The organism is Acinetobacter sp. ANC 5600 (genome assembly GCF_002018395.1).
GTDB classification, from domain to species: domain Bacteria; phylum Pseudomonadota; class Gammaproteobacteria; order Pseudomonadales; family Moraxellaceae; genus Acinetobacter; species Acinetobacter amyesii.
On the sequence record NZ_MVKW01000007.1, the window covers coordinates 23953 to 46122 of the forward strand.

General features: G+C 40.8%; 20 protein-coding genes. 8 read left to right on the top strand and 12 right to left on the bottom strand.

Annotated elements, in window-relative coordinates; translation table 11 throughout:
- Positions 1-10: 10 nt before the first annotated feature.
- The 3 genes from atpB to B1201_RS13710 form a co-directional block, all read right to left on the bottom strand.
- Entirely contained in the window at positions 11-886 is an 876-nt protein-coding gene (gene atpB, locus B1201_RS13700) for a F0F1 ATP synthase subunit A (protein WP_078194024.1), read from the bottom strand.
- Positions 887-988: 102 nt separating this feature from the next.
- Entirely contained in the window at positions 989-1387 is a 399-nt protein-coding gene (locus B1201_RS13705; protein WP_078194025.1) for an ATP synthase subunit I, read from the bottom strand.
- 170 nt (positions 1388-1557) lie between these two features.
- The gene (locus B1201_RS13710) at positions 1558-2397 is read right to left on the bottom strand and encodes a metal ABC transporter solute-binding protein, Zn/Mn family (protein ID WP_078194026.1); all 840 of its coding nucleotides are present in this window, start codon (positions 2395-2397) and stop codon (positions 1558-1560) included.
- A 139-nt stretch (positions 2398-2536) separates the two neighbouring features.
- Here B1201_RS13710 and B1201_RS13715 point away from each other — a divergent pair, with 139 nt between their 5' ends.
- From B1201_RS13715 to znuB, 3 genes are read left to right on the top strand one after another with little or no spacing between them, the layout of a single operon-like run.
- Complete coding sequence (locus B1201_RS13715) at positions 2537-3034, top strand: transcriptional repressor (RefSeq protein WP_078191481.1); 498 nt, start codon at positions 2537-2539, stop codon at positions 3032-3034.
- 2 nt (positions 3035-3036) lie between these two features.
- Positions 3037-3798, top strand: coding sequence for a zinc ABC transporter ATP-binding protein ZnuC (znuC, locus tag B1201_RS13720; protein ID WP_078194027.1), 762 nt, complete (start codon positions 3037-3039; stop codon positions 3796-3798).
- 3 nt (positions 3799-3801) lie between these two features.
- Entirely contained in the window at positions 3802-4602 is an 801-nt protein-coding gene (gene znuB, locus B1201_RS13725; RefSeq protein ID WP_078194028.1) for a zinc ABC transporter permease subunit ZnuB, read from the top strand.
- Positions 4603-4707: 105 nt separating this feature from the next.
- On the opposite strand, the gene B1201_RS13730 is transcribed toward znuB, so the two are convergent.
- Positions 4708-5328, bottom strand: coding sequence for a LysE family transporter (locus B1201_RS13730; RefSeq protein ID WP_078194029.1), 621 nt, complete (start codon positions 5326-5328; stop codon positions 4708-4710).
- A 159-nt stretch (positions 5329-5487) separates the two neighbouring features.
- On the opposite strand from B1201_RS13730, the gene B1201_RS13735 reads away from it, so the two are divergent.
- The gene (locus B1201_RS13735; RefSeq protein ID WP_078194030.1) at positions 5488-6408 is read left to right on the top strand and encodes a Dyp-type peroxidase; all 921 of its coding nucleotides are present in this window, start codon (positions 5488-5490) and stop codon (positions 6406-6408) included.
- A 110-nt stretch (positions 6409-6518) separates the two neighbouring features.
- On the opposite strand, the gene B1201_RS13740 is transcribed toward B1201_RS13735, so the two are convergent.
- The 3 genes from B1201_RS13740 to B1201_RS13750 are packed head-to-tail and all read right to left on the bottom strand — an operon-like array spanning position 6519 to position 12150.
- Positions 6519-7229: a hypothetical protein gene (locus B1201_RS13740; RefSeq protein WP_168378810.1), complete on the bottom strand. Its 711-nt coding sequence runs from the start codon at positions 7227-7229 to the stop codon at positions 6519-6521.
- Positions 7216-8829 (bottom strand): glycoside hydrolase family 19 protein, encoded by a 1614-nt coding sequence (locus B1201_RS13745; RefSeq protein WP_078194032.1) that lies wholly within the window; start codon positions 8827-8829, stop codon positions 7216-7218. The genes B1201_RS13740 and B1201_RS13745 overlap by 14 nt, the downstream gene beginning before the upstream one ends.
- Positions 8830-12150 (bottom strand): type VI secretion system Vgr family protein, encoded by a 3321-nt coding sequence (locus B1201_RS13750; RefSeq protein WP_078194033.1) that lies wholly within the window; start codon positions 12148-12150, stop codon positions 8830-8832.
- 231 nt (positions 12151-12381) lie between these two features.
- Here B1201_RS13750 and B1201_RS13755 point away from each other — a divergent pair, with 231 nt between their 5' ends.
- From B1201_RS13755 to B1201_RS13765, 3 genes are all read left to right on the top strand, one after another.
- On the top strand, positions 12382-13536 hold the full coding sequence (locus tag B1201_RS13755) for a methionine aminotransferase (RefSeq protein ID WP_078194034.1): 1155 nt from the start codon (positions 12382-12384) through the stop codon (positions 13534-13536).
- 148 nt (positions 13537-13684) lie between these two features.
- Positions 13685-15052, top strand: a complete 1368-nt coding sequence (locus B1201_RS13760; protein ID WP_078194035.1) for an MATE family efflux transporter — start codon at positions 13685-13687, stop codon at positions 15050-15052.
- A gap of 253 nt (positions 15053-15305) precedes the next feature.
- Entirely contained in the window at positions 15306-16670 is a 1365-nt protein-coding gene (locus B1201_RS13765; RefSeq protein ID WP_078194036.1) for an LLM class flavin-dependent oxidoreductase, read from the top strand.
- A 166-nt stretch (positions 16671-16836) separates the two neighbouring features.
- Here the strand turns inward: B1201_RS13765 and B1201_RS13770 are convergent, their stop codons facing one another.
- Together B1201_RS13770 and B1201_RS13775 are read right to left on the bottom strand one after the other, a co-directional pair.
- Positions 16837-17661: an ABC transporter ATP-binding protein gene (locus tag B1201_RS13770; protein ID WP_078194037.1), complete on the bottom strand. Its 825-nt coding sequence runs from the start codon at positions 17659-17661 to the stop codon at positions 16837-16839.
- A 45-nt stretch (positions 17662-17706) separates the two neighbouring features.
- The gene (locus tag B1201_RS13775; protein WP_067765474.1) at positions 17707-17922 is read right to left on the bottom strand and encodes a TOBE domain-containing protein; all 216 of its coding nucleotides are present in this window, start codon (positions 17920-17922) and stop codon (positions 17707-17709) included.
- A gap of 230 nt (positions 17923-18152) precedes the next feature.
- Here B1201_RS13775 and B1201_RS13780 point away from each other — a divergent pair, with 230 nt between their 5' ends.
- Positions 18153-19247 carry a sigma-54 interaction domain-containing protein gene (locus tag B1201_RS13780; protein ID WP_078194038.1) on the top strand — a complete coding sequence of 365 codons (1095 nt, stop codon included), beginning with the start codon at positions 18153-18155 and terminating at the stop codon, positions 19245-19247.
- Positions 19248-19418: 171 nt separating this feature from the next.
- On the opposite strand, the gene B1201_RS13785 is transcribed toward B1201_RS13780, so the two are convergent.
- The 3 genes from B1201_RS13785 to B1201_RS13795 are packed head-to-tail and all read right to left on the bottom strand — an operon-like array spanning position 19419 to position 22161.
- Complete coding sequence (locus B1201_RS13785) at positions 19419-20249, bottom strand: ABC transporter permease (RefSeq protein WP_078194039.1); 831 nt, start codon at positions 20247-20249, stop codon at positions 19419-19421.
- 20 nt (positions 20250-20269) lie between these two features.
- Positions 20270-21103 (bottom strand): ABC transporter ATP-binding protein, encoded by an 834-nt coding sequence (locus B1201_RS13790; protein WP_078194040.1) that lies wholly within the window; start codon positions 21101-21103, stop codon positions 20270-20272.
- A gap of 2 nt (positions 21104-21105) precedes the next feature.
- Positions 21106-22161, bottom strand: coding sequence for an ABC transporter substrate-binding protein (locus B1201_RS13795; protein ID WP_228144788.1), 1056 nt, complete (start codon positions 22159-22161; stop codon positions 21106-21108).
- Between the last annotated feature and the right edge of the window lie 9 nt (positions 22162-22170).

Consider the following 22170-nt stretch of genomic DNA (forward strand, 5'->3'; position numbering starts at 1 on the left):
AGCAATACCATTAATGCTTTTCGCTAGCCATACTCATATATACGATAGTCAACATCATGAAAATGAATGCTTGTAACGTAATAACAAGAATATGGAAGATCGCCCAAGGCACAGACAACGCCCACTGGATCCAGAACGGCAATAATGCGATCAAGATGAAGATCAACTCACCCGCATACATGTTACCGAACAGTCGTAGAGCCAATGAGATTGGACGTGCAATAAAAGTTACTAATTCAAGAATAATGTTTACTGGAATAAGTAATGCTTTTAAAACTGGGTTACTTGGGTTAAATGGGTTAAGTGCAAATTCTGCACCGAATCCGACAAGACCTTTCTCACGGATACTATAGAAAATAGTCAACGCAAATACTGACAATGCCATACCAAGGGTAATGTTAGGATCAGTAGATGGAACGATTTTGAAGTAAACGTGGTGAGGATCCATACCAAACACGTTAGCACCGATCAATTGAGCTGTATAAGGAATCCAGTCAACAGGGATCAAGTCCATCAAGTTCATGAGGAAAATCCACACGAAGATGGTCAACGCTAACGGCGCGATTAAGCGCGATTTGCCATGGAAAGTGTCACGGACACTTGAGTCAACGAACTCGATAATCATTTCGATTGCAGACTGGAACTTGGTCGGAACACCAGAGTTTGCAGCTTTCGCTACAACCCAGAACAACAAACAGAAAACAATACCAAGGCCGATAGACCAACCCATTGAATCCAAGTGAATAGCAGTGAACCCCATCTCTTGAGCTTCTTTAGCAGTCTCAGCTAACTTCCAAGTACCATCTGGCATTTTGCCATAGGTCATGTTAGTCAAGTGATGCTGAATGTACTCGGTCGAAGTAAGGGCATGTTCTTCAGCAGCCATAAATCACACCTGGTCAATGTCAAAACTAATAGAGAAAACGAATATCGCGTGCTGCCTGATATCTCGTTACTCTCCAAAAAACTTTTCAATTTTTTGTTGTGTTTATACTCGTTTTTTTAAGCGTGTTGCCCAAAAAGGAGCGACCCACGACATACTTTGTACGAGCATAAAACCACAAAACAATGCCACCGCTGACAACGGTTTGACATTGATCAAAATCAAAATGAATCCAACAATCACGATTGCAAACTTGCCCATTAAGCCACGATACATGTTTGACAGCACCTGTTTAGAGGCACGGGCACCAGCCGCACGAAACGACTGCCATGAAAAGTAGCTACTTGCTAGCCAGCATACCAACGCACCCAAAGCTGCACTATATGCTGTGATTGTGTCTTTAAGGACCCAACCAATCAGGGCTGAAACAGGAATCATTACTGCTTGTAAGATGACTAAAGCTTTCGCTAATCGTCGATCAATCATGCGACTAGTTCGACTCATTTTTGTTCACTCACAGCAATTCTGCTTGACAAGTTTAACTGATGATTATTTTTAATCGCAGGCATTATAGAGTTACACCCCTTAACTTGCAATCTTTTCCCGACCTTAGTCGTGTTTTTTTAAATTGGTAAACTGCTTTCAAACTAATCAATAGTTGTTTGTTTTTTACATTACTTTCGCGCATTTAGTGTGCATTTCAGGGTTTTATCAGCCAACATCTTCCATGCTGTTACAAAATCCCCTGCCCCACTCATGGTTTCGTCCACCGGCTGAAAGACGATGCCACCGAGCTTTTGATACTGATTTTGGCTGGCATGTGCTTCTGCAAGTAAGCATATTTTTGGCTGCGCGCGATGGTCTTTCAGGTATTTGATTTGTGCCAATGTCGGTGCGACATGTGGATCATCGGTCAACGCACCGGTAAATTTCAAATTCAGTGAGCGCTCAAGATATTGATAGGCATCGTGGTAAGACCAGTAAGGCTGAGCACGGCTCGACACATCTGTTTTTTGGGCTGTGATCAAGAGTTTCTGCGCAAATGCACGCGCATTAGCCCAATATTTTTCACGATGTTCTGGAAACTGTTGTGAACGTAAAGCAGCAATAAAAAAGCCGATTCGAACCGCATTGTTTGGTTCAAGCCAGACATGTGTATCGATTGTGCCTTTTAATGCATTGCCACGGACATCCCGTAATGGCAAAGCACTGATAATGCCTGAGTCTAAAATAGCGATACTTTTGCCACTTTCACCTAACATTTTTGCTAAAGGTGCTTCGTGTGCATGGCCTAACCATAAAACGAGATTGGCATCTTGCACGGTTTTACGGTGCGCAGGCGTCAAACTCACATCATGTCCAGATTGATGGTCAAGCAATAGTTTTGGCTGCTCTACACCCTTGAGTACATCCTTCGCGATTAGATAAATCGGTTGTGTAGAAACAACGAGGCCTTGCGCCCAGCTCATCACACTAAATAAAGCCAAACTACAAAAAAGAATTACACGGGACATGGGGAGAGAGCACCATAAAATGAATAGTGTTATAATATAACAAAATCGTAAAAAAACCTACGTCTGTTCGTAAGTCCTTACGCTTCATGTTAAGATTTAAAGTCTTTTTCTTTATACAGTTTCGTACTCGAGGTTGGCTATGAGCGCATGTTCACACGAACATCATAATGCTTTGCATGGTGTACACGATCATCATAATGTCGAACAGCGCCTTGCTGAAGCTGAGAGTCTCTGTAGTGCGACGGGTGCTCGACTTACGCCCTTGCGTAAAGAAGTATTGGAACTAATCTTAAATGCAACAGGGCCAATGGGCGCTTATGACCTTTTGGCTAAAATCAAAAGTGAGTCTGACCGACCTGCAGCACCACCGACAGTGTATCGTACGCTGGATTTTCTGCTTGAAAAAGGTTTGATTCATCGTCTAACGTCGATTAATGCTTACATCCCATGTTGTCATCCGCGCGAAGGACATCAAGCTGCATTTCTGATTTGCACCGATTGTAAAATAGTCAAAGAAGCATCTGCTCAAGGCTTGATGGCGCAACTCGATGAATTATCTGCATCCGATGGCTTTACTGCACATCACAGTATTATTGAAATTTCAGGGATCTGTCAGCAGTGCCGCAGCAAACACTAAATATGAAGCCCATTGTGGCTTTAGAGCATGTTCATGTCCGAATCGATGAACGTGACATTTTAAAAAATGTAGATTTCGCCTTACACGAAAAAGAAATTGTCACCTTGATTGGTCCTAACGGTGCAGGCAAATCCACACTCATCAAAGTGTTGTTGGGTATTGTAAAACCTGTATCTGGCAAAGTGATCAGCACACAAAAATTAAAATTCTCATATGTGCCACAAAAATTTAATCCATCACACAGCTTACCGCTACGTGTGTGTGATTTATTGGCCCTAGAAAAATGTGATGCCAATATCAAGCAAGAAATAATTCGTGATACAGGCATTGCCAAGTTGCAACAATCTAAAGTTCAGCAATTGTCGGGCGGCGAACGTCAACGCGTTCTGATTGCACGGGCTTTATTGCGCCAACCGAATGTATTGGTTTTGGATGAACCCATGCAAGGTCTGGATATCCAGTCTGAAGCAGAACTGTATGACTACGTGCGTAGCTTGCCAGAAAAATATGGCTGTGCAGTTTTGATGGTTTCTCATGACTTACAGTGGGTCATGCAAGGAACACATCGTGTGGTTTGCCTGAACAAACATATTTGTTGCAGTGGCTTGCCTGAAAATGTGCAGCAACATCCTGAATATCAAGCGATCTTTGGAACAAATCGTGTGTTCTATCAACACCATCATGATCACTGTGCGCATGGCGATAGTGCAACGCCTTGCCAGCACGACTCTCGTCCCCATATTCACCCTGAACCGGAAGCATAATCCATGATGGAATGGCTACAACTCCTTTTGCCAGCATGGATCATGGGCACTTTGCTGGTGTTCCTGACTGCGCCGCTTGGCTGTTTAATGTTATGGCGTCGCATGTCATTTTTTGCGGACACCATGGCACATGGCACCTTACTCGGTGTCGCCATTGCCGGTGCAATGAGTCTACCGCTTTGGACGGGCGTTACATTGATTGCGCTCTTATTGGTTGCAATCTTATGGGTGTTACACGACCCTCGCTTGCCCAATGACGCCTTGCTCGCGCTTTGTTCGGCTACACTCCTGTGCTCAGGCTTACTCTTCATACAACGTTTGCCCAGCTTAAAACCTGAATTACTCAGCTATTTATTTGGTGATTTACTCACCATTTCTTGGTCAGATTTGCCTGTCTTTGCAATGGTGATCATTGTGGCACTGACCGTGCTGTATAAAAGTTGGCAATCGCAGATTCAGATTGCCATTGACCCCGATATTGCTGTCAGTGAAGGTGTCAGTGCCAAATGGCAACGTCTGATTTTTATGTTATTACTGGCATTATTTACCGTATTGGCTTTACGTGCTGTCGGCTCATTGCTGATGGGTGCATTGTTAGTGATTCCTGCATTAACCGCTCGTTTATTGGCAAATTCCCCGAAACAAATGGTGCTGTGGTCTTTCATTATTGCCCAAGTCGGTGTGACCGTGGGGTTATGGTCGAGTGCTGGTTTAAACACCTCTACAGGACTGACTATTGTATTAACCATGGCGCTGCTCTTTGCCCTGATTTTTATTATGCAAAAATTTAAGAAAGTGGCTTAAGTAGCAACGTTCATTGCTCAATTCGCGACATATCAAAAAAAAGCCATGCAGTTGCATGGCTTTTTTTGCACGTCAAATACGATGCTCAGAATCATCTAACTGGATTTATTGATGCACCAAACTCAATAAACTCGCAGCACAAGCAAATAATACCGCAAAGGTTCGATTCAAATATTTTTGTTGTTTGGGTGATTTTAATAACCGCAGCACTTTTGCAGCGAGACCAGTATACCCCGCCATGACAATCAGATCGATGCTAATCATCGTTGCAGCCATAATGACATATTGAATCCATTGGGGTTTGGATAAATCTAAAAACTGCGGCAAAACTGCCAACAAAAATACAATCGCTTTAGGGTTGCTCATATTGACCAAAAAGCCATGTAAAATTAATTTTGAACGTGATTTATTTGATAAATCTTGTTGGATTTCAATTGACTCAGTTGGCGCTATCCACTGTAAATAAGCCAAATACAATAAATAGACCACTCCAAACCATTTCACGATCAGAAAAGCCCATGGTGTCGTCGCAAATAAGACCCCTGCCCCAGCTGCAACAATGGCGATCTGAACCAAAAGTGCCAATTGCAGGCCGATTGCATTCCAATACCCATGCTTAAACCCATAATTCAAACCACTCGACATAGACGCAATTGCACCTGCACCTGGGGAAACACTAATTACCCAACATGCCAACATGTATGCAATCCAGATTTGATAGGACATCATTAGCTCAAGTTTGAAATGGGTCTGTATTATATGACATTTACTCTATTTTCATGACAATAATGCACGCTAAAAGGCCAAATGAAGGCTACACTCTCAGCGCTGCTTAAGGCACAATATACACAGCCACTCAGAAATTATAATTTTTAGGAGCCATGAATGTCTGCTCAATCTGTAATTTTGCCATTACCCTCAGATCATGCTCGTTTTATTGTTTTACGTTTAAAAGATTTAACGATTAGCGAATTAAAAGAACAACTTGAAGACTTATTTAACACTCGTGATCGTCTGATTACCCAACATCCTAATGCACAGATTAAAACGGCTGTGGCTTTTGGACCAGAACTTTGGGCGCAACTTTACAGTCAAGCTCCGGCAGGCTTTAAACAACTTGATCCAATTCAAGGTTCATTTAACATGCCTGTAGTGCCAGCAGATGTGCTGATTCACATTGCGGCACAGCGTACAGATATTTGCTTTGCTTTAAGCCAAGCTTTCTTTGATGGCATTCAAGATAAAGTTGAGGTTTTAGATGAGCGTGTTTGCTTCCGTAATTTCGATGGCCGTGACTTAACTGGCTTTATTGATGGTACTGAAAACCCTCAATTTCCAGATGACCGTGCTGAAACAGCATTATTAGCAGAAGATGCGGGTATTTTTGCAGATGGTTCTTTTGTGTTTGCGCAGCGATATGCACACAACTTAGATAAATGGAAAAAGCTCAAAGTTGATGCACAAGAGCATGTGATTGGGCGTACCAAACTTGAATCGATTGAGTTGAACGAAGACGAACAACCTGAAAACTCACATGTATCACGTACCGTTGTTGAAGATGGTGAGGGTGAAGAACTAGCAATTTTGCGTCATTCATTGCCTTATGGCGATGGCCGCGGTGACCAAGGTTTGTTCTTTATTGCCTATACCAAAGATCTCAGCATTATCGACAGTATGTTGGTTCGTATGTTTGGCACCAGTGGTGACGGCATTCATGACCGCTTACTTCACTTTGTTACGCCAATGGACGGAGCGTATTACTTTGCACCAAGTGAAGAGTTATTGGAAGAAGTGCTGGAAGGTTGAATAAATAAAGCCGACGAGAGTCGGCTTTATTTAACAATGTTGGATTTTCCAAGTCCTTAACAATATTTCTATATTGAATAAATGAAGCCCAAATAAATTGTTAAAGATTATTACAAAACATCTGATAATTTTATATAGCCTTTTGTTATTTTACCCAACCCCTTAAATTCAACATTAATATAAATCAGGTTATTATTCTCAATCAAGCCATCTATTTTTACTTTATCACCACGAATAATATATGATTTTGTTTTCTTTAATTCATTATTAAAAAAATATGCTTTATTTGCGCTTATTTCTAAATTTTTCACTACTTGATTTGAATTGTTTTTTAAATACATTTTAAACAACCCACCTGAATAAACCTTACTTAAATTAAGATCACTATCTAGTGTTTTCAATTCTTCTGACAGGAGATATTTACCATTTTTCAAAACATATATTCGAGTATACCCAACAGCTCCATCATTAAACCTTTCAATAATTTTATATTCATTAATATCAAATTCTGGATCATATAGAGGGCTTAGATAGAATTTTTTTGCTTTATTTTCTGATATATCGAATATTTCATATTTACCCCCAGAGTTACAATCATCAGTGTGATTTACAAATAAATATCTTTTATTATCATTAGTTAAATTTTCAATTGAAAAAGCATCTTTATCAAAACAGTAATTCTCATCAGTAAATAGAAAAATTTTAGCATTGCCCTGTTTAAAAAAAATATTATTATTTTCTTTAACCAGCTTATTATCGGCACATGCAAATGTGGAATAAACCAATATAAATAGAAAAATAAAAAAATTATTTGAACCCATTTCGCTTTTCAACCTCTCTTAATATTTTCAAAAATAAGCTTTTTCTTTCAGCAAGGCCATTTGTACCACCATTAATCCTTTTGCTTACCTGCTCTACTACACCTAAATGATATGAATCTGAGTATGTTTTTGTAAAATCAATATAACCATTACGAACTAAACTATCCGCATTTTTAAACTCATTAAATGCCCATACTGCACTTTCCACAGCATGAAAAAGATCATTGCATAATAAGTCTGGATCACTTACCACATCGATCCCTGAATATTTTTTATATTTAAGATATGCACTTTTCCACGTTAATTGAATTAAACCTTTACCTTTATATTTGGGTCCATCACCTGGAGTCGTATTTCCTTCTGCTAAAATTTGTTTACGTCTTCTACATGATCTACTCTTAGGAGCATTACATACTTCTGGAGGAAAATTTCCAATGTCATAATCCTTTCCACTTGCATATTCAATCAAGGTATTAAAATGATCACACTCATGATAAATTTGAGCAAGAAAATGACATAATATAAGCTTATCTGTCATTTTATACTTCAACAATCCCTTATTTAAAGCGGGTAAAAATTGTTCTGGAGTCGAGTTTTGAGTTGGTCTTCCATTCATTGTTTTATGCCAAAACAATTTTTTTGTTCCATAAACTTCTTTGAAAAAGCTTAATGAAATTATCTCTCCCGCAGAGGTATCTTCTATCCGCTGTGGCGTAATTGGATCATTTTGGGCTGTTTTTCCATTTAAAACATCTACATCTAATTGTAAATCAATAAATTCTTCTTTTACTCTTCTAACCATAAAATCTACTGAATCTAAAGGTTTTCCATCGGGTTTAAATATAGTCAATTTAATTTTTTGACCAACCCAATTTGTTAATTTCAACTGTCCGTTTTTAACTTTAAAATTTTTCTTGTTAACATTATCAAAAATCATTTCAACATCAACATCTTGAACCGCATAACGCTGACCTGATTTATCTAACACCTTTATTAGGGTGAAACCTTTAAAATTATTATATGGCTCATTAAGTTTAATTAATATAGGTTGTTCTTTTCCAGCCCCCGAATTTCCAGAAAACTTAAGCTCAAATTGATCATTAGAAGTAAGTACTAAAACTTCAATATCTCTATTTGGTGATGATAATACCTCAACAATACCTTGGTCATTGGTGTATTTATCTGGGGAACTCCCCTTACCTTTTGGTCTTGACTGAATGGGGAAATTAACCATTGCTTTCCCATTACTATCCAATACTTTAAATAATGTACTAACTATTCCTTTACTAGGACTTACATTGCTTGTTCTTTGATATTCTTCAATTGTTTTAGGTAAGTTAATTATAATAGGATTCTTTTCTGATGAGCTTATTGAAGAATTAATTAATTTAAATGATGTGTAATCCTTCTGATTAGGAGGTTTTGCCAATATCTCTATCATTCTATCCGGCGATGCTTGAAATATAAAAAGACCATTAACATCTGTTTTTTTTAAATTTTCTTTCGATGATCCTAGGTATTTAGATTTTACATTTAAATTAATTACATACTTTCCAGAACTATCAAAGAATTTTGCTATTATTGTATTTAATTCAGCCATTTAAAAATCCTCACTTGTATATACATTATTATCATCAAACTCAAGTAAAGCCTCTTCTAATAATTCATCTTTATTATCACCATCTAATCGTTTTTGTTTCAGCGAAACATATGAAGAATCGAAACCTAACGCAATAAAATCATCCGCTTTTGGTGTATAAAATCGTAAAGAACTTATTTTATTTTCATTATCTAATAAATCTTTTTTAGCTTTTAATAAGACATTCTGCTTTTCATTTAAAATAATAATTTCTTTTTCTATTGTGGAATTTTCATTCCAAGTGTAATCAACCTGATTACTATAAATTGCTTCTAGCTTTGGCAAACTTACTTTAGGTGTTATTGCAGTTCCGCCTCCCACAAAACTATGCTGCCCCGCCTTACTCTCAAACTTGCCGCCTGTCGTGGTAAATATTCCACTGCTATTAATTTTCAGCTGTGAACCGCCTGCGGTCAGCACGATTTCTTTAGGACTGGTAATTTCAATTTTATCTTCCGTTGAAATGAGCTTAATCACCTTTCGTGCAATTGCTTCAATAGCATCATCTTGGGCTTGTAATTCAACTTTCCCTTTTGCGGCATAAGCACTCAGGCCCTTTTGAGCCGCAAACAGACTGATTTTGTCTTGTGCATGACCAACAATATTCTTTTGAGCACTGAAATTAATCGAACCTTGTGCACTTTCTGCAATATCCTGTGAGGCTTGTAATACAATATCTTCCGGTGTAGTGAGTGCAATACCATTAGGTGATGCAAGTAACATCAGTGCTTGGCGGAATAATTTGCCTTGTTCTTGTTTTGCCGCTGTATTAGATTTTTCTAAACCTTGCGCATAGCCTTCCATAAAGCCTTGTACTTTTTCTAATGCTTTTATGGGTGTCATCGCTGGTGGCAAACCAAAACCACCATTATTCAATAAATCATCAGGGTTAAATTTGATGTCTTCGATCAATTTGCCCACATCTTTTAATGCTTTTAATGGATCTTCTTTTAGGTTGCTTTTCAGACTTGCGACCCGCCCTTGAATCACATCTTTACCATTTTCTTCAATATGATCTATGACAGACTTTAAGTTATCAAAGGCATCTTCAGCATCATTAAAAAATGCTTTAAATTCTTTTACTGTACTTTTGACATCATGTGCGATTGAGCCCATTTCTTTGACAAAACTTTTACAGTTCTTTAACGCTGCCAATGGGTCTCGACTTAGCTCCTCCTTGAACAAATTTAAAGTCGCTTTGACACCTTCGGCAGTACTTTTGATTTCTAAAGAGTTTATTAACTTCGGCAAACGATTAATCACATTTAATGCATCGGTCTGCTGCTTTACGGCTAAATCGCTCAGCATATTCATGTTCTGATGCCCTTGATTTAAAAGAGACTGAGCTTCAGCAGCAGCAAGATGATCGGCAACTGCTTTATCCTGTGCATAGGTACTAATGAGTAAACCTTTACCTGCACGCATTGCTCCCCAAGCATCCGTTCGCAGCTCAAACCCCTCACCACGGCCATGGCTACTGTCTTGTTCTTTAGGATGGCTGAGATTACCTAAATTCAGCTGTGTCGCCGCATGACTACTTTGTAATTGGGTACTGATCTGCCCCGTCGTGTCATCAAAGCGCAGTTGGTTAAAGCCTGCTCCTGCAACTTCTTGCGAGCGAATACCACTGAGTTTTTTGGTTTCAGGAAGCTGACCTTTGAGATCAAACATGGTCTGAGAGCGCTCAGCCTCATGTATACGCCCTACTACAAAGGGACGATCCACATCACCCTCAAAAAAGTCGATGACCACAATCTCGCCAATACGAGGATGGAAACGTGCCCCATAACCTTCACCCGCCCATGGGGTCAGTACATCGACCCAAGCTGAGTCACTGTCATTATCATTACTCCCTGCTCCACCATCATGACTGTGGTCATCACTGCGGGTGAACGTAAACCGAACTTTGATACGCCCCCAAGCATCAACATAAATACTTTCACCTTCTGGACCGACCACTTTAGCCCGCTGTGGAAACGCAGGTGGCCGGTGTAATAAAGGATCATATTCAGGCACCACAGAAATTTGCCGACGGACCACATACAGCTCGTTGGCCTGCCGTTCATCCCCTAAAGATAGCCAACGGCTCGCGGCAAGTAACTTTTCTAATTGAACCAAAATGTCTTTGGGTAAATTATTTTGGTTATAAAATGTTTTGCCTAGTATGAGAAATTCACGATCTGTCGTTTGATGTTGATCGATTTCAGGATGATTTTCTAATTCAAACCAATACCCAACTTGTGCATCCCTTACGCTACTGCTGGCGGTAAAATATTTGGCTTGTAATTCCTGATATTGATTGAGTTGCCGATTCAACTGATCCAATTGCTGTGTATTTGAAGTGGTCGCCTGATCTGCACCTTTGAGGTCGGTTGTCCAAGCCGAACTCATGGTCCACGCCTGCTCTAAACTTAAGGTTTCATTGTGCTGTTGCTCACTCTGTGCATGGGCGCTTAAGAGCGGATTACTTTGGTCTTGTGCCAAATGTTGAGCTTGCCAACGCTGCGTTTGAATCGTGGTCGATTGTAAAAAGCGTTCTGCCACAAAACTGGTGATTGTGTCCAAACGTTCCGTGGCATGACTACGATGAAAGCGAATCTTTTTCCGTTCCAAAGCACTATAAGCCTGATTCGTATCAATTAAACGCAGCTGCTGTGCTTGCATCGGTGCAGCCGAAAATGCGACAAATAACTCCGCTTCATCAATTAACCAATTGATCCCTTCACTGCGCCAAAGGCGGGTCAAAAATGCATAATCACTTTCATTCGCCTGCATGGTGAATGGACGCACATCATAGGTACGTGCCAGCCCCTCTAAGTTCAAGCTTAAACTGGCAGCAAACAGCGCACTTTTTTTCTGCCATTCACTAAAAATAATCTCGGTCATCTCCCCAACCGATTTATTCATAAAGACACGGCTGTTACGACGCTTATGCCAGAGTGCTGTGGCATCCTCAATCACCAGCTTATAAACGGTCAATGCACCATCACTTTGACCTTGGCTTGCCCCGGTAATCACCCCAGTCAGGCGACTGAGTTGTCCCAAATCTGTCACTTGATCGACAGCCACTCGGCCACCGATAAACTGCTTTAAAGCAAGATGAGCATTGGTCGAGAGACAAATAATTTCCGCACGAAAGCCTTGATTGATACGGTGTTGACCTTCAATCCGTTGAATAAAAACTTCAGAATTTAGGTGTTCATTTGAGAAATGAATGTGTAGCGCACGTTTCTGTACGCTAAAGCCAAAGTTTTCCACCATGGCGTGAATATTTTTAAGCATTGTTATTATGTATTTAATTTTTTTAATGACGGCATTTTAGGAAATGATTATTTTTTCGTCTACCCCATTTTGCAAATAATTTGTTGAATTCTTCTTTTTGGCTTTCACATCACTTTAGGATTCAAGTGAATAGGAACATCAATACTGGATCAATTTTACGGATCTAACTTTTCGCAGTCGCTGAGATGCTGCTACACTCAAAATGCAACCTATTAAAAATTTTTAAGCTCCATGATCACAATTGAATCCAAACTGCCTGCACAAGGTGTGACTATTTTTAGCGTCATGAGCGCAATGGCGCAGCGTCTAAATGCACTGAATTTATCTCAAGGTTTTCCTGATTTCCCTGCACCTCCTGCACTGTTAAATGCGCTAAGTGATGCGACGCAACAAGGTTTTAACCAATATGCACCCGGCGATGGACTGATACATTTGCGTGAGCAATTGGTCCAACTGTTTGCCCATCGCGACCAATTAAATATTGACCCTCACACCGAAGTCACCATTACCCCGGGTGCAACCATTGGTATTTTTAGTGCCATTCAAGCCGTGGTTCATGCGGATGATGAAGTGATTATTTTTGATCCGAGCTATGACAGTTATGCGCCCAGTGTAAAATTGGTTGGGGCTCATCCCATTCACATTGCCTTAGAGACGCCCCATTTTACTGTGGATTGGAATCGTGTTGCCGCTGCGATTAACGATAAAACCCGGATGATTATTGTCAATACACCGCATAATCCAACAGGTGCTATTTGGGATCGTGAGGACTGGCTCAACTTGATCGAACTGATTCAAGATAAAAATATTATTGTGCTATCAGATGAGGTCTATGAGCATTTAATTTTTGATGGTCGTCAGCATCTATCTGCTTTGTCATTTCCTGAGCTGCGTGAACGTAGTTTTGTCGTGGGTTCATTTGGTAAAACTTTTCACGTCACAGGGTGGAAAACTGGTTATTGCATTGCAGCGCCAGCCTTGATGCAAGTGTTTCGCCAAATTTATCAATTTGCCAATTTCTGCGGTGTTACGCCTGTACAAATGGCATTGGCTAACTTTATGGCAGAACATCCTGAGCACATTGCTGAATTGGCCGATTTTTACCAAGCCAAGCGTGACCGTTTCAATGCCGGCTTAAGCCACTCTAGATTTGAGTTGATTCCATCGGCAGGTACCTATTTCCAAAACCTTGATTACAGTGCCATACGCCCAGATTTAAGCGATGTGGAGATGTGTCAGTTGTTGGCAGAGCAACATAAAATCGTGGCGATTCCTGTCTCGGTATTCTATCAAAAACCGCCGGAAAATTTACGATTATTACGTTTCTGTTTTGCCAAACAAGATGCCACCTTAGATCGAGCTGCAGAGATTCTCTCCGCGGTTTAAAGCCGTATCTGCCCAAACGTTTTTTTTAAAACAGACATGTAGAAATAATGAAGCCTTGGTTACTCAAAAACTAAGGCTTTTTTGAATGCCAACATGATAGTGTTATCAGTAACTTAAAATCATAAAAAGCCGCGTCTAGGACCTGAGCATGTCAAAACAACAGTCCCTCGTTACTCAGCAAAATTTATGGAAAACGTTTTTAGTTTTTCTGGTGCCTTTGATCGCCACCAATATTTTGCAGAATTTATCTGGGACCATTAACACCGTTTTTGTCGGTCAGATGCTTGGGGTGCATGCCATTGCAGCGGTTGCGGTATTTTTCCCGATCTTGTTCTGTTTAATGGCTTTTGTGATCGGGCTCTCGGCAGGTGCAACCGTGTTGGTGGGGCAAGCTTGGGGCGCGCAAAACCTTGACAAAGTTCGTACCGTCGTGGGCTCCACCCTGTTTATGACCTTGATTGGTGGCAGCATCATTGCCTTTTTAGGGGTGATATTTGCCAAGCCCATTTTATTGGCCTTAGGCACAGCCCCAGACGTGATGCATTTATCTTTACCATATGTGCAATGGATGCTTGCCGGTAGCCCACTGCTCTTTATTTATATTATTTACACCTCGATTTTGCGTGGGGTCGGTGACAGTACAACACCGCTGATTGCATCGGGTATGACCATTGGTTCAGGGCTGATCATTACACCAATACTGATTGCAGGAAAATTTGGATTTCCAAGTTTAGGTATTATTGCCCCTGCCATTGCCAGTCATATCGGCTTTTTAATTGCCTTGGTATTTTTATATTTCTACTTAAAAAAGAAAGATCATCCGCTCAAACTTGACTTCGCGTTACTCCGTCATATTCGCCATCAACATGATCTCAGCAAAATTATCTTAAAACTAGGCATTCCTACGGGTATACAGATGGTCACGACCTCTGTGGCCGGTCTCGTGATTGTCGGTTTAGTTAACCGCCATGGTGCTGATGCTACTGCTGCATATGGCGCGGTCAATCAGGTTTTGAACTATATCCAATTCCCGGCCTTGTCCATCGCGATTGCAGCTTCTATTTTTGCCGCGCAAGCCATCGGTTCGGGTCAATCTGAACTAATTAATCGCGTGAAACGTACGGCCATCGGGATGAATTTCATTATTACTGGCATCTTGGTGGCATTGGGCTATTTATTCTCTAAATATTTAATGGCGCTATTTATTACAGACCCTGAAGTTGTGGTTCTCGGTCAAGAATTGCTGTTCATTGTGCTTTGGTCGATTTTATTTTTTGGTGCCAGTGCTATTTTTGCTTCCATTATGCGGGCCAGTGGAACGGTGACCGTGCCGATGATTATTAATATTATGGCGATTATTTGCATTGAAGTGCCGTGTGCCTACCTATTCAGTGAATGGTGGGGCTTAAAAGGCATTTGGTATGCCTATGCTTTGGCTTTTGTCAGCTTATGTATTTTACAAGGGCTGTATTACCAACTGGTATGGAGACGAAAAGCCATCAAAGTATTGCTATAAAGTTTGCTAATAGCGTTCAATGCCAATACACGCTTTAAGTTTACATATGGAAAATCTTGTACTGATCCATGCATAACGTTTGCCGTTAAACTGCTGTTTATTTTTCAACATTTGGTTTTATATCCTGTTGATTTATCTACACCTAGAACCAATTAAAATTAAAAATTGCATATTTTCAAACAATTACGGTTTGGCATAGATTTTGTTCTTATCCCTTTTATCTTTTAAGAATAATTGGGATGAGAAATTTTTTATGTCTAAACGTCAAATAAAGCTTGGGGCTTTTATTCCAACCACCTCACAGCATGTCGCGGGTTGGCGCCACCCAGAATCTCGCCCACAAGATCATCTCAATATTGATTATGCAATTGAACTGGCAAAAACCGCAGAACGTGGTCTATTCGATGCCTACTTTCTTGCCGATGGTCTGTCTGTCCGTTGGAGTTCTGCTGTCGAAGGTGAAAAAGGTTTAGGCGATAAAGGCGTCGGCTTTGAACCCGTCACATTGTTTGCAGCCTTGTCTGCTGTGACGCAAAATATTGGCTTTATTGCCACAGCATCTACGACTTATGAAGACCCTTATATTTTGGCGCGTAAATTTGCTTCTTTAGATCATATTTCTAAAGGTCGTGCTGCATGGAATGTGGTAACGACAGCCTCTGCCGATGCCGCAAAAAATTTTAACATTCAGCAGCACCCTGAACCCAAAGAGCGTTACGAACGTGCCGATGAATTTATTGAAGTCACTCAAAAACTTTGGGACTCTTGGGAGGATGATACCTTCCATTACAACAAAGAAACTGGGCAATTTTTTGATGCCCGCAAACAACATCAGCCCAATCATCAGGGCAAATACTATCAGGTACTGGGGGCTCTCAACGTCTCTCGCCCACCTCAAGGCTATCCGGTGATTGTACAAGCGGGACAATCTGAAGATGGTCGTGAACTAGCCGGTAAATATGCCGAAGTGATCTTTACAGCACAGCAGAATTTAGCAGATGCGCAAGCCTTTTATCGTGATGTCAAAAACCGCTTAGTGAAATATGGACGCCATGCAGATGATCTCAAAATTATGCCGGGGGTTTCGATTTTTGTTGCCAAGACAGCGCAAGAAGCCCAAGAAAAATATGACTTTTTAAATAGTTTAATTCACCCAGAAGTGGGTTTAAGTTTATTGTCTGCTTTGGCAGGTGGCATTAATCTGGCCAAATTTGATCTAGATGCCCCTTTCCCGAAAATAGAAGATGCAGACATTAATTTCTCCAGTCGTCAGCAAATGATGATTGATATTGCCCGTAAGCACAATTTTAGTATTCGTCAGCTCTATCAATATATCGCTTCAGCCCGTGGACATTGGACCTTGATTGGCACGCCTGAACAAGTCGTAGATCAACTGCAAGAATGGTTTGAGAATGACGCTGCCGATGGTTTTAATGTCCTACCGCCAACAACACCTGCGGGGTTAAATGATTTTGTCGATCTCATCGTTCCTGAACTGCAACGTCGCGGTCTATTCCGAACGGCATACGAAGGCAAGACCTTACGAGAAAACTTAGGTTTAAAACGACCTGAAAACCAATATGTTTTAGAAAAAAGACATACCTCCCAAGCCTCATAAACCAACGTTTAATAAAACTGAAAAACAAATGCCCCAACTGGGGCATTTTTATGGACTGATATTAATCCAACTTAAGCGATGATCATACTGACCTATATTTGATAAGCCTAAAAAAAAGCCCTGAATTCAGGGCTTTTACATTGTCTAGGTGATGGTCAATTCAGACTTACCATGCAAATTTATAATCGGCAAATCGGTGAGATAAAGGTTCAAGCAACTGATCTTTTACTGGATCACTAAAGTCAGTCAAAATGTCATTTTTAATATTGGTCAGACGGACATCTTCGCGTTTACGCGGATGGGCTAAATGAATATCTACAATACGTTTAATTCGTCCCGGATGTGGCTGCATGACCACCACCCGATCACCCAAAAATACCGCTTCTTCGACATCATGGGTGACAATGATCATGGTGATTTTTTCACTTTGCCAGATTCGCTGTAATTCATCCTGTAAATTTTGACGCGTCAACGCATCAAGTGCACCAAAGGGTTCATCGAGCAGCAAAATCTGTGGTCGATTCACCAAACTCCGGGCAATCGCCACACGTTGATTCATCCCACCAGACAACTGCGAAGGATAAGCATCTTTAAATTGGGTTAATTTGACCAACTCTAAATGTTCATCAATCAATACATCTTCTTCTGCACGGCTAAACTGGCTTTTATGCAATGCAATCCGTACATTTTCCCGTACCGTCAACCATGGAAACAGGCGATGATCTTGAAACACGATACCACGTTCCAAACTCGTGCCCTGTATAGGCTGACCATCAACCAAAATCTGGCCCTGAAACTGACGCTCTAGACCAACCAACAACCGTAATAATGTGGATTTTCCGCAGCCACTACTTCCCACAATACTAATGAACTCACCCGGCTGAATATTCAGGTTAATGTCCTTAAGTACGGTTAAGTCTTCTTGCTTTTGTGTGGGATAATGTTTCGTTAGCTGCTGAATAGAAACCGAACCAGCTTGTTCTACGCTCATATCATTATTCTCTATTTGTGCTGACAAACTTTGCTGGACTAAACCTTAGAGTTTAGCCAGTGACACTTCCGTCGATTTAATTAACACCACCACCTCTGAACCTACTTTTAAGTCTAAATCCTTCACCGAACGTGTCGTGATCACGGACGTAAAAAAGCCCGCTTTGGTTTCCACATCAATTTCTGAAACCACAGGACCTTCTACGATTTCATTAATCACGCCTTTGAATTGGTTTCGCACATTTACTGAAGTAATCGCCATTTTAATTATGCCTTTTGTTATTTAGAGAGCTTTACTATAAAACAGTTCAATCACTTGCTATATCTTGATTTATCCTTTAGTTATCCCGATTTTATTTATCTTAAAATCAGATAAATAATCCACGCATGAATTTATCGGTGAAACTGATATTTAAATATCGAATTATTATTTATCTTTTATTTTTAAATCTTTCATCATGATCTGCATTTTCAACAACTATAAGAAACGATATGTCTATTTTGACCCACCCTGCAGTGCCCTCTGCACTGAAACATAAACGGGCAACAGCAACGGTCTTTGCAGATCCGTTATCGCAAGCGTTGTTGTCTCGAATTGAACAAATTGCACCAAGTGAGGCCAATGCACTCATCATTGGTGATACAGGCACAGGAAAAGAGTTAGTTGCACGCCAAATCCACCAATTAAGCCATCGTGCCAAAGGTCCATTTATCGCAGTGAACTGTGGTGCCTTTACCGAATCGTTAGTCGAAAGCGAATTATTTGGACATGAAAAAGGAGCCTTTACAGGGGCAATTAATAGCCGTGTCGGTTGGTTTGAAGCAGCCCATAATGGCACCTTATTTTTAGATGAAATTGGTGACCTGTCCTTGCCTATGCAAGTCAAATTACTCCGTGTTTTACAAGAAAGAGAGATCGTTCGAGTCGGCTCACTCAAATCCATTCCAATTAATGTTCGGATCATTGCCGCAACCAATGTCGATTTAGAGCATGCAGTACAGGACGGGCGTTTCAGGGAAGATTTATTCTACCGCTTACATGTGGCGTTGCTACGCATTCCACGTCTCTCAGAGCGTCGTGGTGACATTTTGCCTTTGGTTAAACACTTCATTCAGGTCTATCAAACCAACCCACATGACACACCATTACGCCTCAGCCCATTGGCGCTCAAGAAACTCCATTTACATAGCTGGCCGGGAAATATTCGCGAATTAGAAAATACCATTCAACATGCGATTTTAGTCAGTGAAAAAGGTGTGATTGAACCAGAAGATATTAGTTTTTCGAGTATTCAAAGTGCATCGTCGTTTTCGCGTGCAGAACCTTTTAACTTACAAAATGCCACCTCTGCTGTAGCCAACATCAAAGATATTCAAGATGCTGGACAGTTACTTGAGCAGACCTTTTTACAAATTTTTCAAGCCGCAAATCAACTTAAGCATGACAATATTAATGAGCTGATTGAAGAAAAATTTATCCGAAGTGCGTATCAGCACTGTCAATACAATCAAGTGCATACGGCTCGTTTGCTTGGAGTGACAAGGAACGTGATTCGCACTCGCCTAATTAAATATGGCTTATTATAAATAAGTCATATTTTTATTTATTCCACATTAAAATAATAATCCCAAAAACTGATACATAAATATTCATCTACATTATTCTTTATTCATTGCATTATTTTAAATATAAAAAATCAGTAATAAAAAACCTCGGTATATCCCGAGGTTGTTATTTATTTTTCCATTTTGTCTAGATTATTCCACGGGGTTTCGTTTCCACGCTGTAAAGTATTTTTCTAGTCCAATCAAGAAATAGTTAAAGGATAAGCCTACGAGGGTAATGACTAATATGCCTACAAACATTTGTGGAATTTCAAAGCTAAATTGCGAATAAATAATCAGATATCCTAGGCCTGCTTTGGCACCAAACATTTCTACTGCAACTAAGGCCAAAATCGAAATCGCCCCTGCCAGACGGATACCGACAAAAATCGTCGGAACCGACGCAGGCAGAATCACTTTTCGGAACAATTGATAGGGTTTTAGGCCCATGGTTCGTGCCGATTTAATCAGTAAAGGATCGACTGTTTGTACGCCTGTAATGGTGTTCAATAAAATCGGCCATGTGCATGCATACACCAACAGGCTGATTTTTGAAGTTTCACCAATACCTAAAAATAAGATGAACAGCGGCATTAATGCCAATGCTGTGGTATTTCGAAACAATTCTAACAATGGATTTAAGGTTTCAGCCACGAGCTTGTACCAACCAATGATGAGACCTAAAGGAATGGCGATCGCTAGGGCCAAAATGAAGCCAATAATGGAACGCTTTATACTGGCCAAGAAATGGATGCCTAATTGACCGCTTTGATATAGCTGCCATGTAGTTTCCAACACCACAGATAACGGCGGTAAAAAAGCCGGATTGACCACACCACTCCGCGGCAGAATCTCCCACAGCAAGAAAAAAGCCACAATGGCAATGGTGCGTTTAAAGACCGTGTTTAACCAAGTGAATTGTAGTCTGGGTTTAATGTCGTTATACGATTGCGTATAACTGATGGCTTGTTTAGTCGATGACATAAATGAATCCTCTGAATATTTTAGTTATGTGCAAGCTGTTTATGTTTTTCGAGGGCTTGCGCTTTAATCACTTCTTCACTGAGCAATGACCAAATTTTATGGCGAATTCGGCCATATTCAGGCAATGAACGGACATCTTCACTGGAGCTGCGCAGGCTTTGCGGAATTTCAATCACTTCCTTAATTCGCCCCGGTCTTGAGGTCATAATCGCCACACGCTGGCTCAGATAAATTGCTTCATCAATACTGTGAGTAATAAAAACAATGGTTTTTTTCGAACTTTTCCAGATATTGATCAGCTCAGCTTGTAAGGTTTCTCGGGTTTGCGCATCTAGGGCAGCAAAGGGCTCATCCATTAATAAAATTTCTGGTTCATAAGCCAAACTTCTGGCAATCGCAACCCGCTGCTTCATCCCACCCGAGAGTTCATTTGGATAATGCTTTTCAAAGCCACTGAGACCCACAAGCTGCAAATAGTATTCGGCTTTTTCACGGCGTTCTTTTTTTGCTACGCCTTTGGCTTCTAGACCAAATTCGATATTTTCCAGTGCGGTTAACCATGGATAGAGCGCATATTGCTGAAACACAATGCCACGGTCTAAATCCGGTTGAGTAATCTGCTTACCACTCAGTAAAATCTGCCCTGCAGACGGTTTGGTTAAACCCGCAATTAAGTCTAATAATGTAGATTTTCCGCAGCCACTTGGCCCCACGATTGAAACAAATTCACCCGGCTGAATATCCAAAGTGACATTTTCTACGGCAACAAATTCAGGCTTATAATTTTTACTGCCGACATGGTTTTGTGCAGGAAATACCTTACGCACGTGATCTAAATGTAATGCACTGGTCATTGTTATATTCCTTTTGATTTTGGGTCTTGCGCATAGGGATTAAATTCATTGCTATAGATGCGACTGACCTCAATTTGATTTGGTTTTAATTTGTGTTCTTTTTCTAAGGCACTCACCCATGGGGCAAAATCCTGATCTTTTTGCACGCCACCGACTTCGTGGACACCTGTGCCTGTGTAATATGGAATCAGTGCTGTATTTTCATTGCGTTGACGTTTTTCAATAATGCTTTCCATACGGGCAATGATTTGCTCTTTCGGCGTGTGGTGTAGCCATTCTTGAGCTTTGGCCACGCCACTGACAAAAGTGCGAGCCAACTCGGGATGCGCTTGAATAAACTCACCGCGCATCGAAAAACTGCCTGCGGTAAAGGGCCCGTATAAATCAATATCTTTAAAGATGCTACGTACACCACCATGTTTTAAGGCCCGTTTTTCCAAAATGCCTGAGAACACCGCAATATCAATTTGCCCATTCCGTAAAGCTTGTTCTGAGCTCATCGGTGGCAACATAATCAGTTCGACCTGACGGATTTCATCCTCAGTTAAGCCATGACGGGCCAAATAATCTTTCACCACAAAGTCATAATGTGCCCCATAGGCATTCACTGCGACTTTCTTGCCGATAAAGTCTCGTGGGCCACGAATAGGACTATTTTCTAGCACGTAGAAACCCACGTTTTGTTCAGCATCACTGCCATAAGAAGCCACTACGGGAACGACATCTAGACCCGCAGCGATGACCTTCACCACAGCACCATTAAAGGCGCCAGCAAAATCAACATCACCGGCCACCAAAGTGAGTAAATCTTGTGGCCCACCTTGTACTGTGCCGACATAACTGAGTTTAACGTCGCCTAAATAGCCCAAGTCTTGTGCCAATTCAGGTAAGGACACCAGTCCCGGATAGCTTTGATAACGTAGTTCTTTTAAAGCCACTTGCTGAGGTTCATCCACTCGCTGCGTGCTGCAACCAACCAAGGCTGTGCCACCGACCAATGCTGCAAGGAACATATTGCGCCAGAGTTGAGGAATGTTATGGATTGTCATTTTTTTCATTGTTATGTT